The organism is Nocardiopsis trehalosi NBRC 14201 (genome assembly GCF_001552555.1).
Classification (GTDB): domain Bacteria; phylum Actinomycetota; class Actinomycetes; order Streptosporangiales; family Streptosporangiaceae; genus Nocardiopsis_B; species Nocardiopsis_B trehalosi.
Map to the genome: position 1 here is coordinate 26256 of NZ_BCRK01000009.1, position 25904 is coordinate 52159.

Consider the following 25904-nt stretch of genomic DNA (forward strand, 5'->3'; position numbering starts at 1 on the left):
CGTGTCAGGCCCCCGTCATGGGAATGATCTGTCCGAATCGGGACTGTTTTCTGGTGATCTATCCGCCGGAAGTCCGTGGACCGCCCTGCCGGACGCGGCACCGTGCGGCACCACCGGGTGGCGGTACTGGGCGGCATGACCAAGTGGCGGTTCTGCGCGGCATCACCGGCCGGCCGCGCTGCGCGGCCGTGCGGCCCGGCGACGCTGCACGGCAACACGTGCGTCCGGGCACGGAGGCCGGTGTGGGGCAGCGCACGCCCGGTCGGCGACGTATGGGCGCCGGTGCGGGCGTATTTTTGAACTGACCAGTCAGTTCAAAAGAGGGGTGATGGCCATGCGGCGGGCGACGGGAGCGCGCATTGAGGCCGACGGGCTCGGGCTGCGGACGGGTGAGGGCGCCGTCTACTCCGGCGTCTCCTTCGACGCGGCGCCCGGTTCCCTGGTCGCGGTCGCCGCCCCCTCCGGTGCCGGGCGCACCGCGCTGCTGCTCACCCTGGCCGGGCGCATGCGCCCCACCTCCGGGACGCTCCGGGTCGACGGCCACGCCCTTCCGGCAGCCGCGCGGCGGGTCCGCCGCATCGCGGCCCTCGGCCTCAGCGACGGGGTCAACGACCTCGACGAGCGCCTGACCGCCGGCGACCACCTCGCCGAGCGGCTGCTGCTGCGCGCCCGCCCCGCCGAGCGCGGCGCCCGGGCCGCAGCGCTCGACGCCGCCGGGCTGTCCGACCTCGACCGCACCCGGCGGGTGCGCGACCTGACCGCCGCCGAGCGCCGCCGCCTGGGGATCGCCCTCGCCCTCCTGGACGAGCCCCGGCTGATCTGCGTGGACGACGCCGATCGCGGCCTGTCCCCGGACGACCGGGCCGCCCTCTGGGCGACGCTGCGCGCCCTCGCCGACTCCGGCCCCACTGTCGTCGCCGCCTGCGCCGACCCCGGCGGCGCCGAGGACGCGGGCGCGGACACCGTCCTGACGCTGGATCGAGCGGGAGAGGACGCCGTTCCAAGCGCCGAGCCGGCCGAAGGCGACGGGCTGATTTCCGGGGCGCCTCCCGCGCCGTCCCCCGGGCCGCCTCCCGCGTCACCCCCCGCTCCCCCGCTAGGGCGGCATGCCGCCCCCCGGCGTGCCCGTCGCGAGGGTGGGGAGGGCGCGTGAGGATTCCCCGACGTCCCCGCTTCCTGCGGCGTCCCCTGCGCCGCCCCCGTGCGCTGCCCGCTGTGCGGCTGGGGGCGCTGCCCGTGCGGTCGTTCCTGCGGCACCGGCTGACCGCCGCCGCGCTGGCCGCGCTGACGGTGATCCCGCTGCTGTACTCCGGGCTGTACCTGTGGTCGTTCTGGGACCCCTTCGGCGGCATGGAGAACCTGCCCGTCGCCCTCGTCAACGAGGACGAGCCCGCCACCGCCGCCGGCGAGGAGCTGCACGCGGGCGACGACATCGCCCAAGAGCTGCTCGACCGGGGCGACCTCGACTGGCACCTGGTCGACGCCGACGAGGCCGACGCGGGGGTCGAGCAGGGCCGCTACTACGTCGCCCTGACCATCCCGGCCGACTTCAGCGCCGACCTGGCCACTGCCGCCGACGACGGCGCCGACCCCGCCCCCGCGACCCTCCGGGCGCACTACGACGACGCCAACGGCTACATCGTCCGCCAGCTCATGGGCTCGGCCTTCGCCGAGATCCGCGACGCCGCCGGGGCCACCGCCGCCCGCGACTACGTGGACGGCATGTTCGTCGGCTTCAACGAGATCCACGCGAGCACCGCCGAGGCCGCCGACGGCGCCGGGGAGCTGGCCGACGGCACCGCCGACGCCCGCGACGGCGCCGACCGACTCGACCAGGGCCTGGGCGACGCCGCCACCGGGTCCGGCGACCTGCACTCCGGCCTCGGCGACCTGTACGAGGGGTCGCAGACGCTGGCCGACGGCGCCACCACCGCCTCCGACACCGTCTCCGAGAAGACCGAGGCGCTGGACCGGCTCGCCGACGAGTGGGTTCCCCGCCTGCGCGAGGACGCCCCCGACATCGAGTCCGGCGCGCGGGAGGCCGCCGACGCGGCCTCGGCGCTCTCCGACGCCCTGGACGACCTCCCCGACTCCGCCGCCGACGGCGCCGACCGGGCCGAGGACGTCGACGGCCGCCTCGCGGACTACCTCGCCGCCCACCCCGACCTGGAGCGCACCGACCCCGAGCTGTACGGGCTGATCACCGACATGCGCGGTGTCACCGCCCAGGCCGCCGACCTGGCCGGCTTCGTCGACGACAACCGGGACCGGATCGCCACCATCGGCGACCGGGCCGACACCGTGGCCGACCTCGCCGCCGACGTCGCCGACGAGGCCCCCGACCTGGCCGACGACGCCGCGTCGGCCCGCGACCAGGTCGACGCGCTGGACGAGGGCCTCGCCGACCTGGCCGAAGGCGCCCGCGACCTGCGCGACGGCCTGGAGACCGCCTACGGCGGCTCCGCCGACCTGGACGAGGGCATCGGCGCGCTGCACAGCGGCGCCGGCGACCTCGGCGAGGGCCTGGCCGCCCTCGATGACGGCTCCCGCGACCTGTCCGACGGCCTGGCCGAGGGCGTCGAGCACATCCCGACCTTCGACGGCGCCGACCGGGGCGACCGCGCCGACGTGATGAGCGACCCGGTCCGGCTCGACGCGGCCGTCGCGAACGAGGCCCCGCAGTACGGCACCGGGTTCGCCCCGTTCTTCATCGCGCTGTCGCTGTGGGTCGGCGCGATGGTGACGTTCATGGTGCTGCCCGCCGTCCAGCCGCGCGCGCTGGCGTCCACGGCACCGTCGTGGCGGATCGCCCTGGCCGGTTGGCTGCCCCCGCTGGCGGTGGGCGCGGCCCAGGTCGCGGTGGCGCTCACGGCGCTGCACCTGCTGCTGGGGCTGGACGCCCGCCGGTGGGCGGCGCTCGTGGGCGTGCTGCTGCTCACCGCGGCGGCCTACACCGCGATCGTCCAGTGGACGGCCGTGCGGTTCGGCCCGGCGGGGCGGATCGTCGCCCTGGTGCTGCTCATGCTCCAGCTCACGTCGGCCGGCGGCACGTACCCGATCGAGACGAGCCCGGCGTTCTTCCAGGCGCTGGCGCCCTACCTGCCGATGTCGTGGGTGGTGGCGGCCGTGCGCCACCTGATCAGTGGGGGCTCCATGGACACCGTGCTCACCGCGTGCGCGGTCCTCGCCGCCTACCTGGCGGGGTCGCTGCTGCTGACCTGGCGCGCCGTCGACCGCCGCCGCACGTGGACGATGGCGGCCCTGCACCCGGCGCTGAAGCTGTGACCGGGTGACCGGGGCGGGCGCGCCCATCCCGCCGGGCGCGCCCACCGCGCCGGGTGGCCGCCGGGGGCGCGCCCGCCCGCGCCGCCCCGGGATAATGGGGCGGCACCCTCCTCCCCCCGTCCGACCCGTCCGATCAGGAGCGACCCGATGAGCGCCCGGCGCGAGGCCACCCGGCAGCGGCTGTTCGAGGCGGCCGTGACCCTCATCTCCGAGCAGGGGTTCGGGGCCACCACGGTCGACCAGATCGCCGAGCGCGCCGGGGTGGCCAAGGGCACGGTGTACTACAACTTCGCCGGCAAGACCGAGCTGTACACCGCCCTGCTGGAGTGGGGCATCCAGCGGCTGGCCGCCCGGTTGCGCGAGGCCGCCGCCACCGGGCCGCCGCGCGCGGCGCTGACCGAGGTGCTGCGGGCGGAGCTGGCGTTCATCGGCGCGCACGAGGCGCTGGCCCGGCTGCTGCTCGCGGAGGCGTGGCGGACCAACCGGGTCTGGTACGCCACCGTCGGCCAGCTCCGCTCCGAGGCGATCGGGGTGATCTCCGGGCTGCTCGACGCGATGGCCGCCGACGGCGACCTGCCCGAGGGGATCGACACCGCCGTGGCGGGGTCGGCCCTGTTCGGCATGGCCGTGACCGTCGCCTTGGACTGGCGCACCCGCGCCCCCGACCGCCCGCTGGACGAGGTGCACGCCACCGTGGAGCGCATGGTCGCCGGCTTCCTCGGCGGCTGACCCGCCGGCGAACCGGCCGGCCCGCCCGGCGCCCGGTCCGCCGACCGCGCCACCGCGCCGGAAGTGTCCGCTTCGCGTCTTGATATCCCCAAGTCGCGCGTGGCGCGTCGACCCCCCGCCCCCACCCGGCGGACGCTCGTGAAGACCAGCGGGCGCCCCGCGCGCCCGGACGCGCGGCGGGAGGGGGCCGGTCGGATGCGGCGGGCGACGGGGGCCCGGGTCGAGGCCGACGGACTGGAGCTGCGCACCCGCGCGGGCCCGGTCTACAGCGGGGTGGACCTGAGCGCGGCCCCGGGGTCGCTGACGGTCCTGCACGCCGAGGCGGGCAGCGGCCGCACCGCGCTGCTGCTGACCCTGGCCGGGCGCATGCGCCCCACCTCGGGCACGCTCCGGGTCGACGGCCACCGGGTGCCCGGGGCGGCGCGGCGGATCCGGCGTATCGCGGCGCTGGGCCTCAGCGACGGCGTCAACGACCTCGACGAGCGGCTGACCGTCCGCCACCACCTCACCGAGCGCCTGCTGCTGCGCGTCCGCCCCGCCGACCAGGGCACCCGCGCCGCCGCGCTGGACGACGCCGGGCTAGGCGGGCTCGACACCGCCCGCCCGGTCCGCGACCTGTCGGCGTCGGAGAAGGTCCGCCTGGGCGTGGCGCTGGCCCTGCTGGAGGAGCCGCGGCTGATCTGCGTGGACGACGCCGACGCCGGGCTGGGGCCGCGCGCCCAGGCCCGCTTCTGGCGCACGCTGCGCGCGCTCGCCGACTCCGGTCCCACCGTCGTCGCCGCCTGCGCCGACCCCGCCGCCGCCGAAGGGCTGGCCGACGTGCGCCCGCTGCCGCCGCGCGCGGCCCCGGCCCGCACGGGCGGGCGCGGGTGAGGCGCCGCGTCCGCCCGCTGCCCGCCGCCCGGCTGGGCGGGCTGACGCTGCTGTCGTTCCTGCGCTCCCCGCTGCCGGCGGCCGCCATCGCCGCGCTGGCCCTCATCCCGCTGCTGTACTCGGGGCTGTACCTGTGGGCGTTCTGGGACCCGTTCGGCAGGGTCGACCGGCTCCCGGTGGCCCTGGTCAACCAGGACCGGCCCGCCGCGGCCGACGGCCGCGAGGTGCGCGCGGGCGACGAGCTGGAGCGCGAACTGCTGCGCCGCGGCGACCTGGACTGGCACGCCGTGGACGCCCCCGAGGCGGCCGACGGCCTCGCCGACGGCCGGTACTACGTCGTGTTCACCATCCCCGGCGACTTCAGCGCCGACCTGGTCTCCCCCGCCGACGACGCGGCCGACCCGGTACCGGCGACGCTGCGCGCCCACTTCGACGACTCCAACAACTACATCGTCCGCGAGCTGCTGACCACGGGGCTCGACGCGATCCGCGCCGCCGCCGGGTCCGCCGCGACCGGCCGCTACCTGGACCGCATCTTCCTCGCGTTCAACGAGCTGCACGACCGCACCGCCGACGCGGCCGACGGCGCCGAGGAGCTGGCCGGGGGCGCCGCGGACGCCGAGGACGGCGCCGCCGACCTGGACTCCGGGCTGGGCGACGCCGAGGACGGCGCCGACACCCTCGCGGGCGGGCTGGACGTCGCCGAGGAGGGCGCGGCCGACCTCGATTCCGGGCTGGGCGACGCCGAGGACGGCGCGGGCGCCCTCGCGGGCGGGCTCGGCGACGCGGCGGACGGCGCGGCCGACCTGGACTCCGGACTGGGCGACGCCGAGGACGGCGCCGCCGACCTGGACTCCGGACTGCTGGGGCTGCGCGACGGGTCGCGCACCCTGGCCGACGGCGCGACGGAGGCCGCCGGCGAGGTGGACGCGGCGGTCGACGTCCTCGACACCCTGGCCGACACCTGGGTGCCGCGGGTGCGCGCCGACGCCCCCGCCGTCGAGGCCGCCGCCGAGGCCGCGGCGGAGGCCGCCGACACCCTCGCCGCCGCCTTGGACGCGCTGCCCGAGGTGACCGGGGAGGACGCGGCGGCCGCCCGCGCCCTGTGCGTGCGCCTGGAGGACCGCCTCGACGCCCACCCCGACCTGGCCGGGGAGGACCCGGAGCTGCACGCGCTGCTGGTGGACGCGCACGCGGCGGCGGCGCTCGCCGCCGACCTGGCCGACCTCGTCCACACCCACCGCGACCGGATCGCCGGGCTGGCCCGCGACGCGGGCGACGCCGCCCGGCTGGCGGCCGCCCTCGCCGCCGACGCCCCCGGGCTGGCCGACGACGCCGAGGCGGCGCGCGACCGGGCCGACACCCTCGCCACCGCCCTGGACGACCTCGCCGAGGGCGCCCGCGACCTGCGCGACGGGCTGGCGACCGCGTCCTCGGGCGCGTCCGACCTGCGCGGCGGCCTGGGCGACCTGCACACCGGCGCCGACGCGCTGTCCGGCGGCCTCGGCGACCTGGACGGCGGCGCGGACGAGCTGTACGGGGGCCTGGACGAGCTGCGCGGCGGCGCCGGCGAGCTGTCGGGCGGCCTCGGCGAGTTGAGCGGGGGCGCGGACGACCTCGACGGCGGCCTCGCCCGGCTGCGCTCGGGGGCGGGCGACCTGGACTCCGGGCTGGGCGACCTCGCCGAGGGTTCCCGCACCCTGGCGGACGGGTTGGCCGACGGGGCCGGGGACATCCCCACCTACGGCGAGGACGCGCGCGAGGTGCGCGGCGACGTGATGGGCCGCCCGGTGCGCCTGGCCTCGTCGGTCGACCACCCGGCCCCCGACTACGGGACCGGGTTCGCCCCGTTCTTCATCGCGCTCGCGCTGTGGGTGGGGGCGATGGTCGCCTACATCGTGCTCCCGGCGCTGACGGGGCGGGCGCTGGCCGCCGCCGCGCCGTCGTGGCGGGTCGCGCTGGCGGGCTGGCTGCCGGCGCTGGCGGTCGGCGCGGTGCAGGTGGCGGTCATGCTCGCCGCCCTGCACCTGCTGCTCGGCCTGGAGGCGCGGCGGTGGCCGGCCCTGGTGGGGGTGCTGCTGCTGACGGCCGCCGCCTACACCGCGGTGAACCAGGCGCTGAACGCGGCGCTGGGCGCGCCCGGCAAGGTGGTGGCGCTGGTACTGCTGATGATCCAGCTCACGACGGCGGGCGGCACCTACCCGCTGCAGACCAGCCCGGGGTTCTTCGCGGCCCTGGCGCCGTACCTGCCGATGTGGTGGGTGGTGTCGGCGCTGCGCCACCTGATCAGCAAAGGCGGGACCGCGGTGGTGGAGCAGGCGTGCTGGGTGCTCGCCGCCTACCTGGCCGGGGCGCTGCTGGTCACCTGGGCGGCCGCGGCGCGGCGGCGGAGCTGGACGGTGGGGGCGCTGCACCCGGTGCTGCGCGTCTGAGCGAGGCGGAGGCGGGCGGGCCCGGACGCCTGCAAGTTCGTCCGGACCCGCCGCTCGCCCGGGGGTCTGGAGCGCGCCCTGCCCAGCCCCCTGTCCTCACTGCCCGGCCGGCGGATCGCCCCCGTGTGCGTTCCGCGGCCGTGGTCCCACGGTAGGCGCGGGAGGGGGCGGCGGGCATCGGCCCACCGGCCGATCCCGGACTACGTCCAAAGGCGGTGCCGCCGTCATCCTCACGGCGTAGCCGGCCCGCCGGTGACCGGCTGTGGACGGCTTGGCCGAACGTGACCTCCACGCGACCGCGCTTGCCTACGCTCCGAGGGAGAGAGCGCCCCCGCCGCGGGGGCGGGATGGGGGAAGCATGGCCGTCCGCACCGGGCCCGCGTGGCGCCGCGCCGTTCCCTACGTGGTCGTGGGCGTGTTCGCCGTCGTGGTCATCGCGGCGGTGCGCTGGGTCTTCGTGGGGGCGCCGCTGCCGTCCTTCGGCGGCGGGTGCGGCGGCGACGCCATCACCCTCACCGTCGCGTCCTCGCCGGAGAAGGCCGGGCTGATGCGCGGCTTCGCCGAGGACTACAGCGGCACCGACATCGACGAGGGCTGCGTCGAGGTGGAGATCGTGGAGCAGGCGTCGGGCGCCACCATGGAGGCCCTGGGCGCCGGCACCTGGGACGCCGAGGAGCTGGGGCCCGAGCCCGACGTGTGGACCCCGGCGAGTTCGAGCTGGCTCCAGCTCGCCCGCGACCGCCGCGCCGCCGAGGACCTGCCGGCCCTGCTGCCGGACGCGGCGCCGTCGATCGCCAACTCGCCCCTGGTGATCGCCATGCCCCGGCCCATGGCCGAGGCGCTGGGCTGGCCCGACGCCTCCCTGGGCTGGCACGACGTGCTCGACCTCGCCGAGGACGAGGAGGGCTGGGCCTCCCACGGCCACGCCGAATGGGGTGCGTTCCGCCTCGGCAAGACCAACCCCAACTACTCCACGGCCGGGCTGAACGCCACCATCGGCACCTACTTCGCGGCGACCGGCCTCACCTCCGACCTCACCGACGACCGGATCGACGCGGCCGAGACCCGCGGGTTCGTCGCCGCCGTCGAGCGCTCCATCGTGCACTACGGCGACACCACGCTCACCTTCCTGTCCAACCTGCGGCGCGCCGACGCCGAGGGGCACGGCCTGTCCTACATCTCCGCGGTCGCCGTGGAGGAGGTGTCGGTGCTGCACTACAACGAGGGCAACCCCACCGGCGACCCCGCGACCGCGGGCGACCACCCGGCGCCGGACGTGCCGCTGGTCGCGGTCTACCCCGACGAGGGCACGCTGATGTCGGACCACCCCTACGCGGTGCTCTCCTCCGCCGAGGGGCCGGTGGCGGCCGCCGCCGAAGGGTTCCGCGAGCACCTGCTGTCGGCCGACGTCCAGGCGGCGTTCCAGGACGCGGGGTTCCGCGACCACGAGGGCACCCCGGGCGCCGACGTCACTCCCGAGAACGGCATGCTGCCCGACCAGCCCGCGCAGCTGCTCAACCCGCCCTCCTCCGGCGCGCTCGACGGGATGCTGGCGAACTGGGCCGAGCTGCGCAAGCCCGCCAACGTGCTGCTGGTCATGGACACCTCCGGATCGATGCAGGAGGCCGTCGCGGGCACCGGGCAGAACAAGCTCGGGCTGGCCAAGGAGGCCGCCCTGGCGTCGCTGGAGCAGTTCGGCGACAGCGACCACCTGGGGCTGTGGATGTTCAGCACCGAGCTGGACGGCGACCGCGACCACCGCGAACTCGTCCCGCTCGGCCCCATGGACGGCGACGTCGGCGGGACGCCGCGCCCCGACGCGCTCGCCGAGGAGATCGAGGCCCTGCCGCCGGGCGGCGGCACCGGCCTGTACGACACGGCGCTGGCGGCGCACGGGCTGGTCGACGGCGAGCGCCGGGACGACGCCATCAACGCCGTCGTGTTCCTCACCGACGGCCGCAACGAGGACCTGTCGGGGATCGGCCTCGACACCCTGCTCGCCGGTATCGAGGGGTCGTCGGAGACCGGCGAGGCCCCGGTGCGCGTGTTCACCATCGGCTACGGCGACGACTCCGACATGGAGACGCTGACCCGCATCGCCGAGGCGACCGACGCCGCCGCCTACGACGCCACCGACCCGGCGAGCATCGACGAGATCTTCGAGGCCGTGGTCTCGAACTTCTAGCCGCCGGGACCGGGGCGCGACGGAGCGGAAGGGCGGTGCGGGTGCGGGGCTGGCGGCGGTGGGCGGACCCGTGGTGGCTGATGGCGGGGGCCACCGCGGGCGGACTGGCGTGGGCGGTCGGCCTGCCCGTGCCCGCGTCCACGGGCATCGGAGTGGCGGTGTGGCTGGCGGCGATCCTGGTCGTGGGCCACCTCTTCGGCGGCCTGGCCGGGCCGGCGTCCGGCCCGGAGGACGGCGCCGCGCCGTACGCCGCGCGGGCCGCCGCCGCCCGCGACGCGTTCGCCGCGGCGGCCGCCGCCCTGCGCGGCGGACCCGGCGGCCCGGTGGCCGACCACATGGCGGCCGGTGTCGCCGCGACCGCGGCGGCGGTGGCCCGGCTGGAGGCCGCGCGGCCCCGCCTGGCCGCGCTGGGCGCCCCGGCGGCGGCCGCGACCGCCGAGGTCGGGCACCGGATCCAGGCGGGCACCCGCGACCTGGAGGAGGCCGCCGCCGCGCTCCCGGCCGCGGTCGGCGGCCCCGACGCGCTGCTCGCGCTCGCGCGGCGGATCGACGCGGTCGGCTACGGTGTGGCCATCGCCGAGCGCGTGGCCGCCGAGGCGCTGCACCCCGGCGGGCCGGCCGCGCCGCCCGGCCCCGACGAGTACACCTAGGACGTGCCGCTCGGGCGCCCGCCGTCCGCGCCGGTCGGCCGAGCGCACGCCCGAGCCGCAGAAACGGAAACGCCGCCGTGCTGGAGTACTACCCCCTGCTGCCGATGGCCGCCGGTGCCGTCCTGCTCGCCGTGCTGTTCCGGCACGTGCGCGCCTCGTCGCTGCTCGCCCGCAAGGGCGTGCGCACCCAGGGCGTCATCGAGGGCTACGAGGAGACCCGCCGCACCTCGCGCATGGTGGTGCGGTTCCGCACCGGCGACGGCCGGGAGGTCCGCGCGGCCCACACCAGCACCGGGTGGACCGCCGCCCGCGCCGGCGACACCGTCACCGTCTCCTACGACCCGGCGGAGCCGGAGCGGGCGCGCATCGTCGAGGCGCGCTGGCTGAGCAGCGGGATCGACGTCGTGTTCGGCCTGCTGGGCACCGCGCTCATCGGCATCGGGGCGCTGCTGGGCGTCCTCGCCTGGTGAGGGCCGCCGTCACCCGGGGGCGTGCGCCGGGCGGGCCGGCGGCGCGTAGCGGACCAGTTCGGCGGGCAGTTCGCCGGTGAGCGCGGCCCGGGTGGTCACCCGGGTGCCGGCGATGAGGTCGGCCAGCCCGGCGCCGTCGCGGCGGACCAGCGCGCTCGCCCCGTGCGCGGCGGCGACGGCCGCCGTCCACCACGGCAGGCCGGCGCCCAGGAGCGCCGCGGTGGGGGCGTAGAGCAGGACCGACCGGAGGAGCGCGCGCGGCCTCGGGGCGGGCACCGGCCGCCCGGCCGCCGCGACGCCCAGGCGCAGCGCGGCCCGGCCGGGGGCGCAGCGGTCGCGCCGCAGCAGCGGGGGCAGCACCGCGGCGGCGGCGGTGAGCGCGGCGAAGGCGGCCGTGCGCACCTGCTCGGCCGGGAGGCCGTCGGCGGCACCGGTGGTGGCGGCGACCGCGGTCAGCGCGCCCGCGCCCGTCCAGCACAGCCCCAGGTCGAGCGCGTGGCCGAGGGCGCGGCGGGACAGGCCGGGCGGCAGCAGGTCGGCCACGGCGCCCGGCCAGGAGCGGGGCAGGGCGCGCACCGCGGCGGTGCCGGCGAGCCAGCCGGCGGCCGCGCCCGCGCCGCCGAGCAGCACGTCCCCGGTGGCGGCCGTGCGGTAGGGGCAGGGGTAGAGGCCGAGGAGGGCGGTGCCCTGCACGATCTCGACGGCGGCCGCGCACGCCAGCCCGAGCGCGGTGGCCGCGACGGGGCCGCGCCGGTACCGGTAGCGGGCGAGCAGCCCCACCGGCAGGCCCACCGCCGCGGCGAGCGCGGGGCCCGCGGCCCCGGACCAGGGCGGCCGGGCGAGCGGGTCGAGGAGGAGCGGGGCGCCGCCGGCGGCGCACACCCGGTCGGCGGCGGGCGGCAGCGGGGCCACCGCGAACGCGGCGAGGCCGGTGCCGACGGCGAGGACGGCGAGGGTGACCAGGCCGCTCCACCCGCCGATCCTCCCGTGGCGGCGGAACTGCCGCCGCAGGAACAGGGTGGCGCCCAGCAGCAGCGCGAACGCCGTGCCCTGGACCGCCACCGCCGCCCCCGCGGCCCCGTCGGCGAAGATCGCTCCCATGGGGCCAGAAGGCTAGCGGCGCCGGTGCGGCGGCGGGGGCGGAACGGCGGAATCCGCGCGGTGTCCGGGTCCCGGGCGGCCCGGCGGCCGGGGCCCGGCGCGGCCGGGGCCCGGCGCGGCCGGGCCCCGGCGGGGTCAGCGGGCGGCCGTGAGTGTGGGCCGGCCGGCGATCAGGTCGGCGGCGCGCTCGGCGATCATGATGGTGGGAGCATTGGTGTTGCCGCGCACCGTGTTCGGCATGATCGAGGCGTCGACCACCCGGAGCCCGTCGATCCCGCGCACCCGCAGCTCGTGGTCGACCACGGAGCCCATGGCGCAGGTGCCCACGGGGTGGAAGATGCTCGACAGCGAGTAGCGGGCGAACGCCAGGATCTCCTCCTCGCCGGTGCCCTCGGGGGCGCTGATCGGCTCCCCGCGGAAGGCGCTGAGGGCGGGCCGGTCGAGGATGTCCAGCACCGTGCGCACGCCGGCGACCACGGCGCGGCGGTCCTCCTCGGTGGTGAGGTAGTTGTGCTGGATGCGGGGCTTGGCCAGCGGGTTGGCCGACCGCAGGCTCACCCGGCCGCGGCTGGTCGGCCGGACCAGGGTCGGGGCGGCGGTGAACGCGTGGTGCACCGGCACGCCCAGCCCTTCCTCCACGAGCATGACGGCGCCGGCGTGCACCTGGATGTCGGGGGCGTCCAGGTCGGGGCGGCTGCGGAAGAACCCGGTGGCCTCGGCGATGTTGGAGGTGAGCGGGCCGGCGCCCTCGGCGAAGAGCCGCTGGATGTTCTCCGGGGTGGCGGCGGTGGAGAGGCTCTCCTCCTCGGTGTGGAACACGAGCGGGAAGAACGCGTGGTCCTGGAGGTTGTCGCCGACCGGCAGCTCGGCGACGGGGGCGATGCCCAGCGGCGCGAGTTCCGCCGCGCGGCCGATGCCCGACAGCATGAGCAGCTGCGGGGAGTTGTAGGCGCCCGCGGACAGCAGCACCTCGCGCTCGGCCCGGATCTCGCGCTTCTCGTTGCGCTCGACGACCTCGATGCCGGTGGCCCGGCCGCCCTCGATGAGGACCCGGGTGACCGTGGTGTCGGTCAGCACGGTGAGGTTGGGGCGGTCCGCGACCGGGTGCAGGTAGGCGTCGGCGGCGCTGCACCGCAGCCCGTTGCGCTGGGTGACCTGGAGCCAGCCGAACCCCTCCTGGGAGGCGCCGTTGACGTCCTCGTTGCGGGGGTACCCGGCCTCGGCGGTGGCGTCGAGGAAGGCGTCCATGAGCTTGTGCTTGGCGCGCAGGTCGCTGACGGGCAGCGGGCCGCCCGCGCCGTGCAGGTCGCTCTCGCCGCGCTCGTTGTCCTCGGCGCGCCGGAAGTAGGGCAGCACGTCGGCCCAGCCCCAGCCCTCGCCGGCGGCGGCCCACTCCTGGTAGTCGAGGGGGTTGCCGCGCATGTAGATCATCGCGTTGATGGAGGAGGAGCCGCCGAGGGTGCGGCCGCGGGGGAGGTTGCGGCGGCGGCCGTCGAGCCCGGGCTCGGGCTCGCTGGTGTAGTCCCAGTCCAGCGGGGTCTTGAACAGCTGGGGCCAGGCCATGGGGATCTTGATCTCGGGTGCGGTGTCGGGCGGTCCGGCCTCGACCAGCAGGACGGTGACGTCGGGGTCCGCCGTCAACCGCGCCGCAAGAACACACCCCGCCGAACCAGCACCGACGATGACGTAGTCGTACAAACCGTTCACCACAATCCGGGGGCAGACAAAGGGGAAACGGGCCCTGATGAGCCCGAACGCGGGAATTCCGCGAGCGTGATCCTATGGTGGGGCCTGTCCGACCACCACCTTTTCGACCGTATCCACCCCGATGTGACGTCGACCCGACGGGCGGGCGAACCCCGGCGGGCGGGGGCAGGAGGGGGACGTCCGGATCGTCCTCCGGCGGCACGGCACGCTATCGTGTGCGGACGATTACCGCGTAATCACCCGACAACCCCTTCGGAGTGCTGTTATTCGCGATCCGTCCTGAATTGCAGCGAACGGGAACTCCACCCGTGAAGCACCCGCGTGACATGCGATTTCATCGTCAGCCCGGCCCGCGCGGCGCCCCCCTGGTCCTGGGGCGCGCCCCCGGCCGCGGCAGCGGGCCCCGGTGCGGACGCCAGCGTGCGCGTCCCCCGCATCCCCGTCCCGCACATCCCTGATGCGCCCTAGGAGAACCGTGCAGACAGCGAAGAGGAGGCGGGCCGCGAGCATCCGGCAGCGGTCGCGCAGAGCCGTGCTCATGCCGGCCACCGCGTTTGTCGCCCTCTGGCTCACCGTCAGCAGCTACCTCGTCTGGGAGGCGTTCCAGATGGTGGGGGCGGCGAAGGCGCTCGACGAGCTGTCCACCCCCGCCGCCGTATCGCTCGTGTCCGTCATGGACGAGCGCTCGCAGACCGTCGCCTACCTGGAGAACCCGGAGAACCGGGACCAGCTCGACCAGACCAGGCGCGACTCCGACGCCCTCACCCAGGACGTCTTCGACCGGTTCGAGCCGTTCCGCAACTTCGCCACCGACTCCATCCGGGAGCGGATCGGCGAGTTCGAGACCCAGTACCGCTCGATCTCCGACATCCGCGAGAAGGTCGACAACGGCACCGCCTCCCGCGAGGAGGTACTGGACGACTACAACCGGGTCATGCGGGTCGCGGCCAACCTCTTCGACGAGCAGTCGCGCGGCCACCCCGAGCCCCGCGCGATCGGCCCCGGCCTCAGCGCCACCAACACCTTCCGCGTGGTCGACCTGCTGGCGCAGAGCGACGCCCAGCTCACCCGCAGCTTCGCCAGCGGCGAGCTGACGGCCGCCGACCAGCAGGAGTTCACCCGGCTGACCAGCTCCTACCACGCCATCCTCGACTCCATCCGCGAGTTCATGAGCCCGGAGCAGAGCCGCAAGCTCGAAGAGCTGATGGCGGGCGACGACTACGCCCGCCTGGTCGAGTTCGAGGACGAGATCATCGAGCGCGAGGTCACGCACAGCGTCGACCCCGTCACCGGCGAGGAGGTCCACGACAACTCCATCCCCATCGACCAGGAGGAGTGGGCCGACGCCTACTTCCCGGTCAAGGACGCCCTGACCGACATCGGGGCCAACGAGTCCTACCACGCCGCCGACGTCCAGACCGACGCGGCGACGCTCGCGCTGGTGCTCGCCGTGGGCGGCACGGTCGGCGTCGCCCTCCTGGGCTTCGGCGCCATCTCCTACGCCTTCCGCACCACCAACAGTGTCGTGCGCCGGCTCGGCCAGCTGCGCGACGAGACGGACACGCGCGCCAACGAGCTGCTGCCCGCGCTGGCCGCGCGGCTGCGCCGCAACGAGGAGGCGGACACCGAGGGCATCCCCCCGCTGACCAAGAGCGAGGACGAGATCGGCGAGGTCGCCGAGTCCTTCGACAAGGCGCAGCGGTTCGCCGTCGAGGCCGCCGTCCGCCAGGCCGAACTCCGCCAGGGCGTCAACCGGGTGTTCCTGAGCATCGCCCACCGCAGCCAGACCCTCATCCACCGGCAGCTGCGGCTGCTGGACCGGATGGAGCGCGACCAGGAGGACCCGGAGCAGCTCACCGAGCTGTTCAAGCTCGACCACCTCGCCACCCGCTCCCGGCGCAACGCCGAGAACCTGCTCATCCTCGGCGGCGAGACCCCGGGCCGCACCTGGCACCGCCCGATGCCGCTCATCGACGTCCTGCGCGGCGCCATCTCCGAGTCCGGCGACTACACGCGCGTCGAGCGCCAGCACATCGCCCGCGTCTCGCTGAAGGGCCCGGCGGTCGCCGACGTCATCCACCTCGTGGCCGAGCTGGTCGACAACGCCACCAGCTTCTCCCCGCCGCACAGCCAGGTCCGGCTGAGCAGCGAGCAGGTGCCCAACGGCGTGGTCATCGAGATCGAGGACCGCGGCCTGGGCATGCAGGAGAAGGAGTTCGCGGCGGCCAACGAGGTCCTCGCCAACCCGCCCGAGTTCGACGTCATGCGGCTCAACGAGAAGATGCGGCTCGGCCTGTTCGTGGTCTCCCGGCTGGCCCACCGCCACGACATCAAGGTGCGGCTGCGCACCTCCCCCTACGGCGGCGTGCAGGCGATCGTGCTGCTGCCGACCGAGCTGATCGCGGGCGACCCGGTCGCGCTGCCCGGCGCCGACGGCTCCGAGGGCGCCGACGACGAGCCGTGGACCCCGGAGTCGGGGCCGCGGGTCTCGCGCGCGGTCGACGTCCTCGACGAGGAGCGCCCCTCGGGTGCCCACCGCGCACCGCGCACCCCCAGGCCCGGCGCCGCGCGCAACGGGAACGGGAACGGGACGGCCGAGAACCGGACGGGAATGAACACGTCGACCGGGAACGGGGCGGCCGGGAACCGTGCGACCGGCAACGGGGCGGCCGACCGGGCGCCGGCCGGGAACGGGTCCGCCCCCGCGGACGGGCAGGAGGTCCCGCTCCGCGGCGACGTCCTCGCCCGCGGCGACGCGCCGGACGTCCCGGAGGTGCCCGCCGAGGAGCCGGTCCTGCCCCGCCGCACGCCGTCCTCCGGCTGGGTGGGCGCCGAGGGCCGGCACGCCACCCCCGGCTCCCTGCCCCGCCGGGGCGGCACCGCCGACTCCGCTCCCGCCGCACCGTCCGTCTTCGCACCGTCCGTCTTCGCACCGTCCGCCCCCGCGGCGCCGCCCGCCCCCTCGGCCGACGGCGACCCGCGGCCCGCTCTGCCCCGGCGGACCCCGCAGACCCACCTGGCCCCCCAGCTCTACGACGCCCCGGACGCCCCGGACGCCCCGCCCACCGCGCCGGCGCCGCCGGAGGAGGAGCAGGAGCGCTCGGCCCGCCTGCGCCGGAACATGGCAGCGTTCCAGCAGGGCACGCGGCGCGGGCGCCGTGAGGGGCAACAGCGCCAGAACGACACCGAGAAGGATTCCCGACCGTGACGAACAACGCCGCAAAAGACCTGAACTGGCTGCTCGACGAGCTTGTCGAACGGGCTGTCGGCGCCAAGTACGCCATCGTCCTCTCCGCCGACGGTCTGCTCCTCGGCCGCTCCGAGGGCCTGGGCAAGGACGACGCGGAGCACCTGTCGGCCGTCGCCTCGGCGTTCCAGAGCCTGGCCCGCGGGACCGGCCGCCAGTTCGGCGGCGGCCGGGTGCTGCAGACGGTGGTGGAGATGGAGGAGGCGTACCTCTTCGTCACCGGCGCCGGCAACGGCGCCTGCCTGGCGCTGATCTCCGAGGAGTCCTCCGACGTCGGCCTCATCGCCTACGAGATGAACATGCTGGTCGAGCAGGTGGGGCGGTTCCTCGACGCGTCGCCGCGCGACCCCAGGGCGGCCGCGGCCGCCAACGGCCGGACGTCCGGAAGTAGTGCCGGGTAGGGGGCGACATGTCAGAGCAGCACGATCTGGGGCTCGACTCCGACGCCACCGGACCGCTGGTCCGCCCCTATGTCATGACCCAGGGGCGGCAGCGCGGTGACGCCGTCCAGCTCGACATGATCAGCGTCGTCATCGCGGCCCGCGCCGAGGTCGACGAGATGGCGCTGGAGCCCGAGCAGGTCCGCATCCTCCAGCTCTGCCGCCGCGCCCAGTCGGTGGCGGAGGTGTCCGCGCACCTCGACGTGCCGGTCGCCGTGGTGAAGGTCCTGCTCGGCGACCTCATCGGCCGGGGATACGTCCTGGCCCGCGCCCCCTATACGACCCAGAGCCCGGTGAGCCGGGACATACTCCAGGCGGTACTCGATGGCATCCAACGACTCTGAGCGGGCCGACGATCGGATCCCTGCGGCGATCAAGATCCTCATCGCCGGCGGGTTCGGGGCCGGGAAGACGACGCTGGTCGGCGCGGTCAGCGAGATCGCGCCGTTGAGCACCGAGGAGGTCATGACCGAGGCCAGCATGGGCGTCGACGACCTCTCCGGTGTGGAGGCGAAGACGACGACCACGGTCGCCCTCGACTTCGGCCGCATCTCGATCAACGACGACCTGGTGCTGTACCTGTTCGGCACGCCCGGCCAGGAGCGGTTCTGGTTCATGTGGGAGGAGCTGGCGCTGGGCGCGCTGGGCGCGGTGGTCCTCGCCGACACCCGGCGGCTGGAGACCTGCTTCCCCTCGGTGGACTTCTTCGAGCGGCGCGGCGTCCCGTTCGTGGTCGCGGTCAACTGCTTCGAGGGCGCCCACCACTACACCGAGGGCGAGGTGCGCGAGGCCCTGAGCCTGGCCGACCGGGTCCCGGTGCTGCTGTGCGACGCCCGCCGGCGCGAGTCCGACAAGGCGGTGCTGCTGGCCCTGGTCCGGCACGTCGCCGAGTCCATGGCAACGCCGGTGTAACCCCGGGGACACCCCGGTTCGCCCGCCCCGCGGCGCCCGCCCGGCCTAGGCTGGGAGGGCGCCGCGGGCGCGGCGCGCGGACGGAGGTGCGCATGCGGCGGTTCGACTGGTACGACCGGATCCACCGGCTCGACCCCGAGGCCGACTGCGTGCGCATCACGCAGATCCTCGCCGCCCACGAGTTCCCGTGGGACGTCTCCAAGGCGCTCGGCATGGCGCTGTACCGCACGTACGCGGTGCCCTCCATCGGCGACCTGCTGTTCCGCACCGGCGAGTTCACCGAGCGCACGCAGAAGCGCTACGACGACACCGCCCTCATCCTCAACGCCGTGCTGCGCGGCGGGTTCACCGCCGACGAGAGCCGGCACGCGCTGCGCCGGATGAACGCCATGCACCGCGCCCACGGCATCGGCCACGACGACCTGCGCTACGTGCTGAGCACGTTCGTGGTGGTGCCGGTGCGGTGGTTCAACCGCGACCGGTTCGGCTGGCGGCGGCTCACCGGGCACGAGGCCGCCGCGTTCACCCACTACTACCGGCGGCTGGGCCGGCACATGGGCATCCCGGACCTGCCGGACGACTACGCCGGGTTCGCGCGGCTGCTGGACGACTACGAGCGCGCCCACTTCGCCCCGTCGCCGGGCGGCCGGGCGGTCTCCGACGCCACCCTGGATCTGATGGCGACCTTCCTCGCGCCGCGCGCGCTGTCCGGGGCGGCGCGCACCTTCGCGCTCGCCATCCTCGACGACCCCCTGCTGCGGGCCCTGGGCTACGCGCCGCCGCCCCGCCCGGTGCGGGCCGCCGCCCGCGCGTCGCTGCGCGCCCGCAGCCGGGTGGTGCGGTTCCTGCCGCCGCGCACCGAGCCGTTCTGGGCCGAGGACAGCCCCGATGTCCGCGGCTACCCCGGCGGCTACGACGTCCGCGACCTCGGCACCTTCCCCGGCCCCGGGGCGCCGCAGGCCGCTCCCGCGCCGCGCGCGGAGCCGCACGGCTGACCCTCCCCCGCCGGGCGGCCGGTCAGCGGGGCAGCCGCCGCCAGGCGGCGCGCGGCAGCAGCCGCATCCCGGCGAACACGTACCGCAGGGCGCCGGGCACCCACACCACCCCGGCGCCGGTGCGCAGCCCGTCGGCGACCGCGTCGGCCACCTGGCGCACGGTCGCCGGGAACGGGGCCGCCGGGACGTGGGCCGACATCCGGGTCGGCACGTAGCCCGGCCGGACGATCAGCACCCGGGCGCCCGTCCCGTGCAGGGCGTCGCCCAGGCCCTGGGCGAACCCGTCGAGCCCGGCCTTGGCCGCGCCGTAGACCAGGTTGGCCCGGCGCACGCGCACCCCGGCCACCGACGACAGCACCACCAGGGTGCCGTGGCCCTGGGCGCGCAGCCGCGCCGCGACGGCCAGGTCCGCCGACACGTGGCCGGTGAACGTCGCGGTGGCGGCGTCGGCGGCGGCGGCCGGGTCGGCCTCGAAGTCCTCCTGGGTGCCGAGCACGCCGAACGCGTCGACCACCACGTCGAGGTCGCCGACGAGGTCGGCGGCGGCGGCCACCACGGCGGCGTGGGTGTCGGGCCGGGCGGCGTCGAAGGCGAGGGTGTGCACCTCGGCGCCCGCGGCGCGCAGCCGCTCCACGGGGGCGTCCGGGGCGGCGGGCGGCTCCGCCGCGCCGCCGGCCGTGTCAGGGGCGCCCGCGCCACCGCCGTCCGCGCCGGTGGGCGCCTCCGGCGCGGGCCGGGCGGCGAGGACGACCCTGCGGGCGCCGTCGCGCACCAGCCGTTCGACGATGGCCAGGCCGATCTCGCTCCGCCCGCCCAGGAGCAGCACCGCGTCGACCGCCCCCACCGCGTTCCGCATCAGACCACCGCTCCCGCTCCGCCACCGCCGATGTGCCGTGCCGAGCCTGCCAGGTGCGGGCCGCCGGGGGAAGCACGGGCCGGTCACCGCGCGCCGGGCGACCCGCGCCGATCGCCCCGGGCCGGTCGCCCGGGGCCCGCCGCCCGGCCCGGCTCACTCCGCCGTCCAGGCGTACCGGCGCTCCGGCCGGCCCGCCGTCCCGTACCGCAGCCGCACCGCGGCCCGCCCCTCCTGCACGAAGTACTCCAGGTAGCGGCGGGCGCTGACCCGCGACAGCCCGGTCAGCTCGGCGCACTCCGACGCCGACGCCTCCCCCGCCTCGCGCAGCGCGCGCTCGACCACCCGGGCCGACTCCGCGGTGAGCCCCTTGGGCATGCCCCCGGCCCCCGGCCGGGGCGCCGCCGCGGTGCGGGTGGCCGCGCCGCCGAACAGCCGGTCCACGTCGGACTGGCGGGTGGACGCGCCGTCGTCCAGCACCCGGCGCATCTCCCGGTAGCGGGTGAGCCGGTCGCGCAGCGTGGCCGCGTCGAACGGCTTGATCACGTAGTGGACGGCGCCGCCGTGCAGCGCCTTGCGGACGGTGGCGGCGTCGCGCGCGGCGGTGATGATGAGCGCGTCCACGTCCGGGCCGTCGGTGCCGCGCAGCCGGCGCAGCACCTCCAGCCCGCTGATGTCGGGCAGGTACACGTCGAGCAGCAGCAGGTCGGGGCGGAGTTCGGCGGCGGCCCGCAGCGCCTCCGCGCCCGTGCGGGCCTCGCCCACGACGGTGAACCCGGGGGTGCGGTCGACCAGGCGGCGGTGCACCCGGGCCACCATGAAGTCGTCGTCCACGACGAGCACCCGGATCGGGTCGCCGGGTCCGCCGGTCGCGCTCATGGCCCGTCCTCCTCGGTGGTCCTCCGGTGGGGCAGTACGGCGGTGAACCGGGAGCCGTCGACCCGCACCCGGCCGCCGCGCCGGGTGCACACGAGGCGGGTGAGCGCCAGCCCCACGCCCCGCTGCCCGGCCCCGGCGCCCTTGGTGCTGAAGCCGCTGCGGAAGACCTCCTCGGCCAGGTCGGGCGGGACTCCCGGGCCGGAGTCGCGGACCTCCACCCGCACCGCGCCGCCGCCCTCGGTCAGCTCCACCTCGACCCGGCCGTCCTCGTCGCCCCGGACCGCGTCGAGGGCGTTGTCGACCAGGTTGCCGACGACGGTCACCAGGTCGGCGGAGAGCTCCTCGTCCTGGGGACCCAGGGCGGTGCCCGGCGCCACCCGCAGCGTGCCGCCCTGCTCGGCGGCGAGGCTGGACTTGGCGATGAGCAGCGCCGCCACCGACGGGTCGGCCACCCGCGAGGTGACGTCCTCGGTGAGGTCGGCGCGGGCCCCGCCGACGCGGGTCACGTACCGGGTGACCTCGTCGTACTCCTCCAGGCCGAGCAGGCCGGTGATGACGTGCAGCCGGTTGCTGAACTCGTGCGCCTGCGCGCGCAGCGCCTCGGTGGTGGTGCGGGTGAGGTCGAGTTCGCGCTGCAGCGCCACCAGGTCGGTGCGGTCGCGCATGGTGGTGACCGACCCGATGCGCTCGCCGCGGGCGCGCACCGGCATCCGGTTGAGGGTGACGAGCCGGTCGCCCATCACCACCACCCGGTCGGGCTCCTCGGCGTCCTCGGTGAGGACGGCCCGCAGGTGCGGGTCGACGCCGAGGTCGGCCAGGCCCCGCCCCTCGGCGCCGGGCGGCAGCCGCAGCAGCTCCGCCGCCTTGCCGTTGACCAGGGTGACCCGGCCGTCGCGGTCGAGCCCCAGCACGCCCTCCTTGATGCCGTGCAGCATGGCCTCGCGGTGCTCGGCCAGCCCGGCGATCTCGTCCGGCTCCAGGCCCAGCGTCTGGCGCTTGACCCGGCGGGCCAGCAGCAGCGACCCGGCGACGCCGAGCACGCACGCGATGCCGAGGTAGACGAGCAGGGTGGGGGCGGCGGTGGCGAGCTGCCCGACCGGGCCCGGGTAGGTGCGGCCGGCCACCACGACGCCGAGCAGCTCCCCGTCGTCGCCGATCACCGGCACGTGCGCCGCGAGCACCCGCTCCCCTCCGATGGGCACCACGCCGATCCACGCCCGCCCGCTCAGCACGGTGCTGGCGCCGATGTCCATGGGCTCGCCCACCCGGCGCGGGTCGGCGGGGGTGAGCATCCGCAGGTCGGTGCGGGCCAGCGTGAGGTGGTCGACGCCGGCCAGGCCGCGCAGGTTCTCCGCGGCCGGGGCGAGGATGCCCTCGCGGCTCTCGTCGCGCAGCCCCACCCGGACCGCGTCCATGGCGGCGGCGGACTCCGCGACGGCGAGCAGCCGCCGCCCCTCGACCTGGCGGAACCGCGCGTCGGTCTGGGCGAGCGACACCCCGGCGACCGCGACCAGCACGAGTACGACGATGGTGAGCTGGAGGGCGAGGAACTGCCCCGCCAGGGTCAGCCTCGGGCGCACCGGTCCTCCTTCCCGCTGCGGTGGTGATGCGCCATCGTCGCACGTCGCCGGTGCCGCGGCGGAGGGGGCACCCCGGGCGCGCCCTCGGGCATCATGGGAGGACCGACCGCCAGGAGGTGACCACCGCCGATGATCGACCGGCGCGGCTTCCTCGCCGCCGCCGCGTCCGCCGCGGTGGCCGCGCTCGGCGGGTGCGCGCTCGCCCCCGCCCCGCCCCCGTTCCGGCTGATGGTGCCCAACCCGCCGGGCGGCGGGTACGACGTCACCGCGCGGACCGTGGCGGCCACCCTGGACGAGGCCGGGCTGGTGCCCGACGTCGAGGTGTTCAACCTGCCGGGGTCGGCGGGCACGGCGGCGCTGGCCCGCCTGGTCTACGAGGAGGGCAACGCGGGGCTGCTGCTGCAGATGGGGCTGGGCATGGTGGCGCGCACCCACCTCACCGCCGACGCCGCGCCGGTCACCCGCACGACCCCGCTGGCGCGGCTGCTGGAGGAGCCCATCGTGCTGCTCGTGCCGCCCGAGTCGCCGTTCCGCGCGTTCGCGGACCTGTGCGCGGCCTGGGAGGCGGCGGACGCGCCGCTGCGGGTGGGCGGCGGATCGTCCTCGGGCGGGCCGGACCACCTCGCGCTGATGCTGCTCGCCGAGCGGCTGGGACTGCCCGGCGGCGCCACCGAGTACGTCTGGCACGACGGCGGCGGAGAGACCCTGGCGGCGCTGCTCGACCGCAGCGTGGACGTCGCGGCGTCGGGGGCCGGCGAGTACCGGCACGCCATCGCGGCGGGCGAGCTGCGGCCGCTCGCGGTCACCGGCGAGCGGCGGGTGCCCGGGGTCGACGCGCCGACGCTGCGCGAGCTGGGCATCGACCTGGCGTTCGTGAACTGGCGGGGGCTGCTGGCGCCGCCGGGGATCGGCGCCGCCGACCGGTCGCGGCTGATCGCCACGCTCACCGAGCTGCGGTCGACCCCGCAGTGGCAGGCGGCGCTGGCCGACAACCACTGGTCCGACGCGTTCCTCACCGGCGGCGACTTCGGCGCGTTCCTCGCCGCCGAGGACCGGCGCGTGGAGCGGCTGCTGGCGCGGCTGGACGTCGGCGGCGGCTGAGCGCGCGGCCGCGCGCCGCGCGGCGGGCCCCGGGGGCGGTGCGGCGCGGGCGGCGGCGCCGGTCACAGGTCGAGGCGGCGGGCGAGGTCGGAGGTGAGCACCCGGTCGGGGTCGACCCGGTCGCGCACCGCCCGCCACGCGGCCAGGTCGGGGTACATGGCGTGCACCGCGGCGGGGGCGGCCCGGGAGTCCTTGGCGAGGTAGATCCGGCCGCCGGCGGCGAGGACCCGCTCGTCGCAGGCGCGGAGCAGCCGGGCGAGCCCGGGCAGGTCGGCGGGCAGGTCCAGGGCGAGGGTCCACCCCGGCCGGGGGAACGACAGCGGGGCCGGGGTGCCGGCGCCGAAGCGCTTGAGCACCGTCAGGAACGAGGGGGCGCCGGCCGCCGAGAGCCCGGCCACGATGCGGCGCAGCTCGTCCTCTGCCCCGAACGGCACGGCGAACTGGTACTGCACGAGCCCGTGCGGCCCGTACAGGCGGTTCCACCCGGCGACCGCGTCCAGCGGGTGGAAGAACCCGCTGAGCGACTGCACCCGCCCGCGCTCCCGCCGGGGCGCGCGGGCGTGGTAGGCGGTGTTGAAGGCGCGCACGGTCCACCGGTTGAGCAGGCCGGGCGGGACCAGGGGCGGGGCGACCGCGGCCGTGCGCGGCCGGTACCGCAGCGGGTCGCGGCGCGCGCGGGGCGGCAGGTCGGCCGCCTCGGCGTGGTGGGCGCGGGTGAGCACCCCGCGGCCGGTGGCGGCGCCGCGCGCCAGCAGGTCGATCCAGCAGACGGTGTAGCGGTAGCGGTGGTCGGTGGCGGCCATGAGGTCGAGCGCGGCGTCGAGGTCGGGCACCCGGTCGGTGTCGACGCGCACGGCGGAGGTCGCGACCCGCGGCACGTCGAAGGTGGCCTCGGTGATCACCCCGGTGAGGCCCATGCCGCCGACGGTGGCCCAGAACAGGTCGGGGTCGCGGTCGGGGCCCACGGTGCGCTCGGCGCCGTCGGGGGTGACCAGGCGCAGCGACCGGACATGGGCGCCGAAGGAGGAGTCGGCGTGGTGGTTCTTGCCGTGGATGTCGGCGGCGACGGCCCCGCCCACGGTGACGTGCCGGGTCCCGGGGGTGACGGGGACGAAGAAGCCGCGGGCGAGCAGGTGCGCGGTCAGCCCGGCCAGGCCGGTGCCGGCCGAGGCGGTGGCGGTGCCCGCGTCGGCGTCGAGCCGCAGGCCGGGGGCGAGGTCGGCGCAGTCGAGCACGATACCGCCGGCGCACTGGGCGGCGTCGCCGTAGGCGCGCCCCCTGCCGCGCGCGATGGCGCCGCGCCCGCCGGGCGCCGCGGCGGCCCGCAGGGCGTCGGCCACCTCGGCGGCGGTGCGCGGGCGCACCACGGTGGCGGCGGTGGGCGCGGTGCGCCCCCACCCGGTCAGCAGCCGCCGCTCCCCCGCCCCGCCGAGGTCCGCCATCGTCCTCACCCCTCCCCGTTCCGGGTCGATCCGTGCGCCACCCGGGGAGCGTAGCCGCCCGCGCCGCCGCCGGAGCCGCGTCACCCCAGGTACACGCCCAGGCCGACGAGCAGCAGCAGCGCGGCCAGGCACGCCTGGAGCGGCCGGTCGCGCAGCGCCAGCTCCTCGGGCTCCTCGCCCACCCCCCGGTCGACCAGCATGTGGTAGCGCAGCACGCACACCAGGAACGGGACGATGCTCGCCGCCCGGAACGCCAGGGGCTCGCCCGGGTCGCGGGCGTCCAGCGCCCAGAGGCAGTAGGTGACGATCACCGCCGCCGACGCCATGGTGCGGACCTGGGTGAGGTAGCTCAGGGTGTAGCGGGCGAGGATGGCGCGGGTGCGCTCGCCGTCGCCGCCGCGCAGCTCCGCCTCGCGCTTGCCGGTGACCACGAGCAGCGCCCCCAGCGTGACGACGATGAGGAACCAGCTCGTGACCGGCACGCCGACCGCCGCCGCCCCCGCGAGGGCGCGCAGCACGTGGCACCCGGCGACGGCGACGATGTCGGCGATCGCGACGTGCTTCAGCCGCAGGGTGTACAGGCCGGTCAGCGCGAGGTAGGCGGTGACCGCCGCCAGCAGCGGCCAGTTGCCGGTGGGCAGCACGGCCAGCGGGGCGGCGGCGGTGAGGACCGCCCCCACCGCGACGGCCGTGCGCACCGGGACCGCGCCCGAGGCGACGGGGCGGTGCCGCTTGCGCTCGTGCAGCCGGTCGCGTTCGGCGTCGCGGGCGTCGTTGAGCAGGTAGGTGCCCCCGGCGGCCACGCAGAACAGCACGAACACGGCGACGGTCCAGGCCAGTACCCGGGGGTCGCCGAGCTGCCCGGCCGCGCCGGGCGCCGCGAACACCAGGAGGTTCTTCAGCCACTGCTTGGGGCGGCAGGCGCGCAGCAGCGCGGCCGCGCGCGCCCCCGGCCGCGCCGGCGCCGGGGGCGGCGCGGGCGCGGCCGGGGAGCGGGGGGCGGCATCAGCCATGCGGCCGTCC

General features: G+C 76.8%; 21 protein-coding genes. 14 read left to right on the plus strand and 7 right to left on the minus strand.

Features of this window, described 5'->3' with window-relative positions; translation table 11 throughout:
- Positions 1-328: 328 nt before the first annotated feature.
- From NT8_RS03020 to NT8_RS03055, 8 genes are all read left to right on the plus strand, one after another.
- Complete coding sequence (locus NT8_RS03020) at positions 329-1153, plus strand: ATP-binding cassette domain-containing protein (protein WP_067963985.1); 825 nt, start codon at positions 329-331, stop codon at positions 1151-1153.
- Entirely contained in the window at positions 1150-3285 is a 2136-nt protein-coding gene (locus tag NT8_RS03025; RefSeq protein WP_245646008.1) for a YhgE/Pip domain-containing protein, read from the plus strand. The genes NT8_RS03020 and NT8_RS03025 overlap by 4 nt, the downstream gene beginning before the upstream one ends.
- A 147-nt stretch (positions 3286-3432) precedes the next feature.
- On the plus strand, positions 3433-4014 hold the full coding sequence (locus tag NT8_RS03030; protein ID WP_067963987.1) for a TetR/AcrR family transcriptional regulator: 582 nt from the start codon (positions 3433-3435) through the stop codon (positions 4012-4014).
- A gap of 195 nt (positions 4015-4209) precedes the next feature.
- Positions 4210-4887 (plus strand): ABC transporter ATP-binding protein, encoded by a 678-nt coding sequence (locus tag NT8_RS03035; RefSeq protein WP_084468600.1) that lies wholly within the window; start codon positions 4210-4212, stop codon positions 4885-4887.
- Complete coding sequence (locus NT8_RS03040) at positions 4884-7319, plus strand: YhgE/Pip domain-containing protein (RefSeq protein ID WP_067963990.1); 2436 nt, start codon at positions 4884-4886, stop codon at positions 7317-7319. Before NT8_RS03035 ends, NT8_RS03040 begins: the two co-directional genes overlap by 4 nt.
- A 358-nt stretch (positions 7320-7677) precedes the next feature.
- Positions 7678-9504 carry a substrate-binding and VWA domain-containing protein gene (locus NT8_RS03045; protein ID WP_067963992.1) on the plus strand — a complete coding sequence of 609 codons (1827 nt, stop codon included), beginning with the start codon at positions 7678-7680 and terminating at the stop codon, positions 9502-9504.
- An 80-nt stretch (positions 9505-9584) separates the two neighbouring features.
- Entirely contained in the window at positions 9585-10154 is a 570-nt protein-coding gene (locus tag NT8_RS03050; protein WP_157515473.1) for a hypothetical protein, read from the plus strand.
- Between the two features lie 77 nt (positions 10155-10231).
- Positions 10232-10624: a DUF3592 domain-containing protein gene (locus tag NT8_RS03055; protein WP_067963997.1), complete on the plus strand. Its 393-nt coding sequence runs from the start codon at positions 10232-10234 to the stop codon at positions 10622-10624.
- Between the two features lie 9 nt (positions 10625-10633).
- Here NT8_RS03055 and NT8_RS03060 read toward each other — a convergent pair whose 3' ends face one another.
- The gene (locus NT8_RS03060) at positions 10634-11725 is read right to left on the minus strand and encodes a hypothetical protein (protein ID WP_067963999.1); all 1092 of its coding nucleotides are present in this window, start codon (positions 11723-11725) and stop codon (positions 10634-10636) included.
- Between the two features lie 135 nt (positions 11726-11860).
- The gene (locus NT8_RS03065) at positions 11861-13432 is read right to left on the minus strand and encodes a GMC family oxidoreductase (protein ID WP_245646009.1); all 1572 of its coding nucleotides are present in this window, start codon (positions 13430-13432) and stop codon (positions 11861-11863) included.
- A gap of 475 nt (positions 13433-13907) precedes the next feature.
- On the opposite strand from NT8_RS03065, the gene NT8_RS03070 reads away from it, so the two are divergent.
- The 5 genes from NT8_RS03070 (at position 13908) to NT8_RS03090 (ending at position 19026) form a co-directional block, all read left to right on the plus strand.
- Positions 13908-16640: a nitrate- and nitrite sensing domain-containing protein gene (locus tag NT8_RS03070; RefSeq protein WP_245646010.1), complete on the plus strand. Its 2733-nt coding sequence runs from the start codon at positions 13908-13910 to the stop codon at positions 16638-16640.
- Positions 16637-17080, plus strand: coding sequence for a roadblock/LC7 domain-containing protein (locus NT8_RS03075; protein WP_394326561.1), 444 nt, complete (start codon positions 16637-16639; stop codon positions 17078-17080). The genes NT8_RS03070 and NT8_RS03075 overlap by 4 nt, the downstream gene beginning before the upstream one ends.
- An 8-nt stretch (positions 17081-17088) precedes the next feature.
- Positions 17089-17463, plus strand: a complete 375-nt coding sequence (locus NT8_RS03080) for a DUF742 domain-containing protein (RefSeq protein ID WP_067964006.1) — start codon at positions 17089-17091, stop codon at positions 17461-17463.
- Positions 17444-18031, plus strand: coding sequence for a GTP-binding protein (locus tag NT8_RS03085; protein WP_067964008.1), 588 nt, complete (start codon positions 17444-17446; stop codon positions 18029-18031). The genes NT8_RS03080 and NT8_RS03085 overlap by 20 nt, the downstream gene beginning before the upstream one ends.
- Before the next feature lie 92 nt (positions 18032-18123).
- On the plus strand, positions 18124-19026 hold the full coding sequence (locus NT8_RS03090) for an oxygenase MpaB family protein (RefSeq protein WP_067964010.1): 903 nt from the start codon (positions 18124-18126) through the stop codon (positions 19024-19026).
- A gap of 22 nt (positions 19027-19048) precedes the next feature.
- Here NT8_RS03090 and NT8_RS03095 read toward each other — a convergent pair whose 3' ends face one another.
- The 3 genes from NT8_RS03095 to NT8_RS03105 form a co-directional block, all read right to left on the minus strand.
- Positions 19049-19882, minus strand: coding sequence for an SDR family NAD(P)-dependent oxidoreductase (locus tag NT8_RS03095; protein ID WP_067964013.1), 834 nt, complete (start codon positions 19880-19882; stop codon positions 19049-19051).
- Positions 19883-20035: 153 nt separating this feature from the next.
- Positions 20036-20758, minus strand: a complete 723-nt coding sequence (locus NT8_RS03100) for a response regulator (RefSeq protein WP_067964014.1) — start codon at positions 20756-20758, stop codon at positions 20036-20038.
- The gene (locus NT8_RS03105; RefSeq protein WP_067964016.1) at positions 20755-22338 is read right to left on the minus strand and encodes a sensor histidine kinase; all 1584 of its coding nucleotides are present in this window, start codon (positions 22336-22338) and stop codon (positions 20755-20757) included. The genes NT8_RS03100 and NT8_RS03105 overlap by 4 nt, the downstream gene beginning before the upstream one ends.
- 129 nt (positions 22339-22467) lie before the next feature.
- Here NT8_RS03105 and NT8_RS03110 point away from each other — a divergent pair, with 129 nt between their 5' ends.
- Positions 22468-23439 carry a Bug family tripartite tricarboxylate transporter substrate binding protein gene (locus NT8_RS03110; protein ID WP_067964018.1) on the plus strand — a complete coding sequence of 324 codons (972 nt, stop codon included), beginning with the start codon at positions 22468-22470 and terminating at the stop codon, positions 23437-23439.
- 62 nt (positions 23440-23501) lie between these two features.
- Here the strand turns inward: NT8_RS03110 and NT8_RS03115 are convergent, their stop codons facing one another.
- Complete coding sequence (locus NT8_RS03115) at positions 23502-24881, minus strand: FAD-binding oxidoreductase (RefSeq protein ID WP_067964020.1); 1380 nt, start codon at positions 24879-24881, stop codon at positions 23502-23504.
- Between the two features lie 80 nt (positions 24882-24961).
- Positions 24962-25894 carry a decaprenyl-phosphate phosphoribosyltransferase gene (locus tag NT8_RS03120; protein WP_067964022.1) on the minus strand — a complete coding sequence of 311 codons (933 nt, stop codon included), beginning with the start codon at positions 25892-25894 and terminating at the stop codon, positions 24962-24964.
- Between the last annotated feature and the right edge of the window lie 10 nt (positions 25895-25904).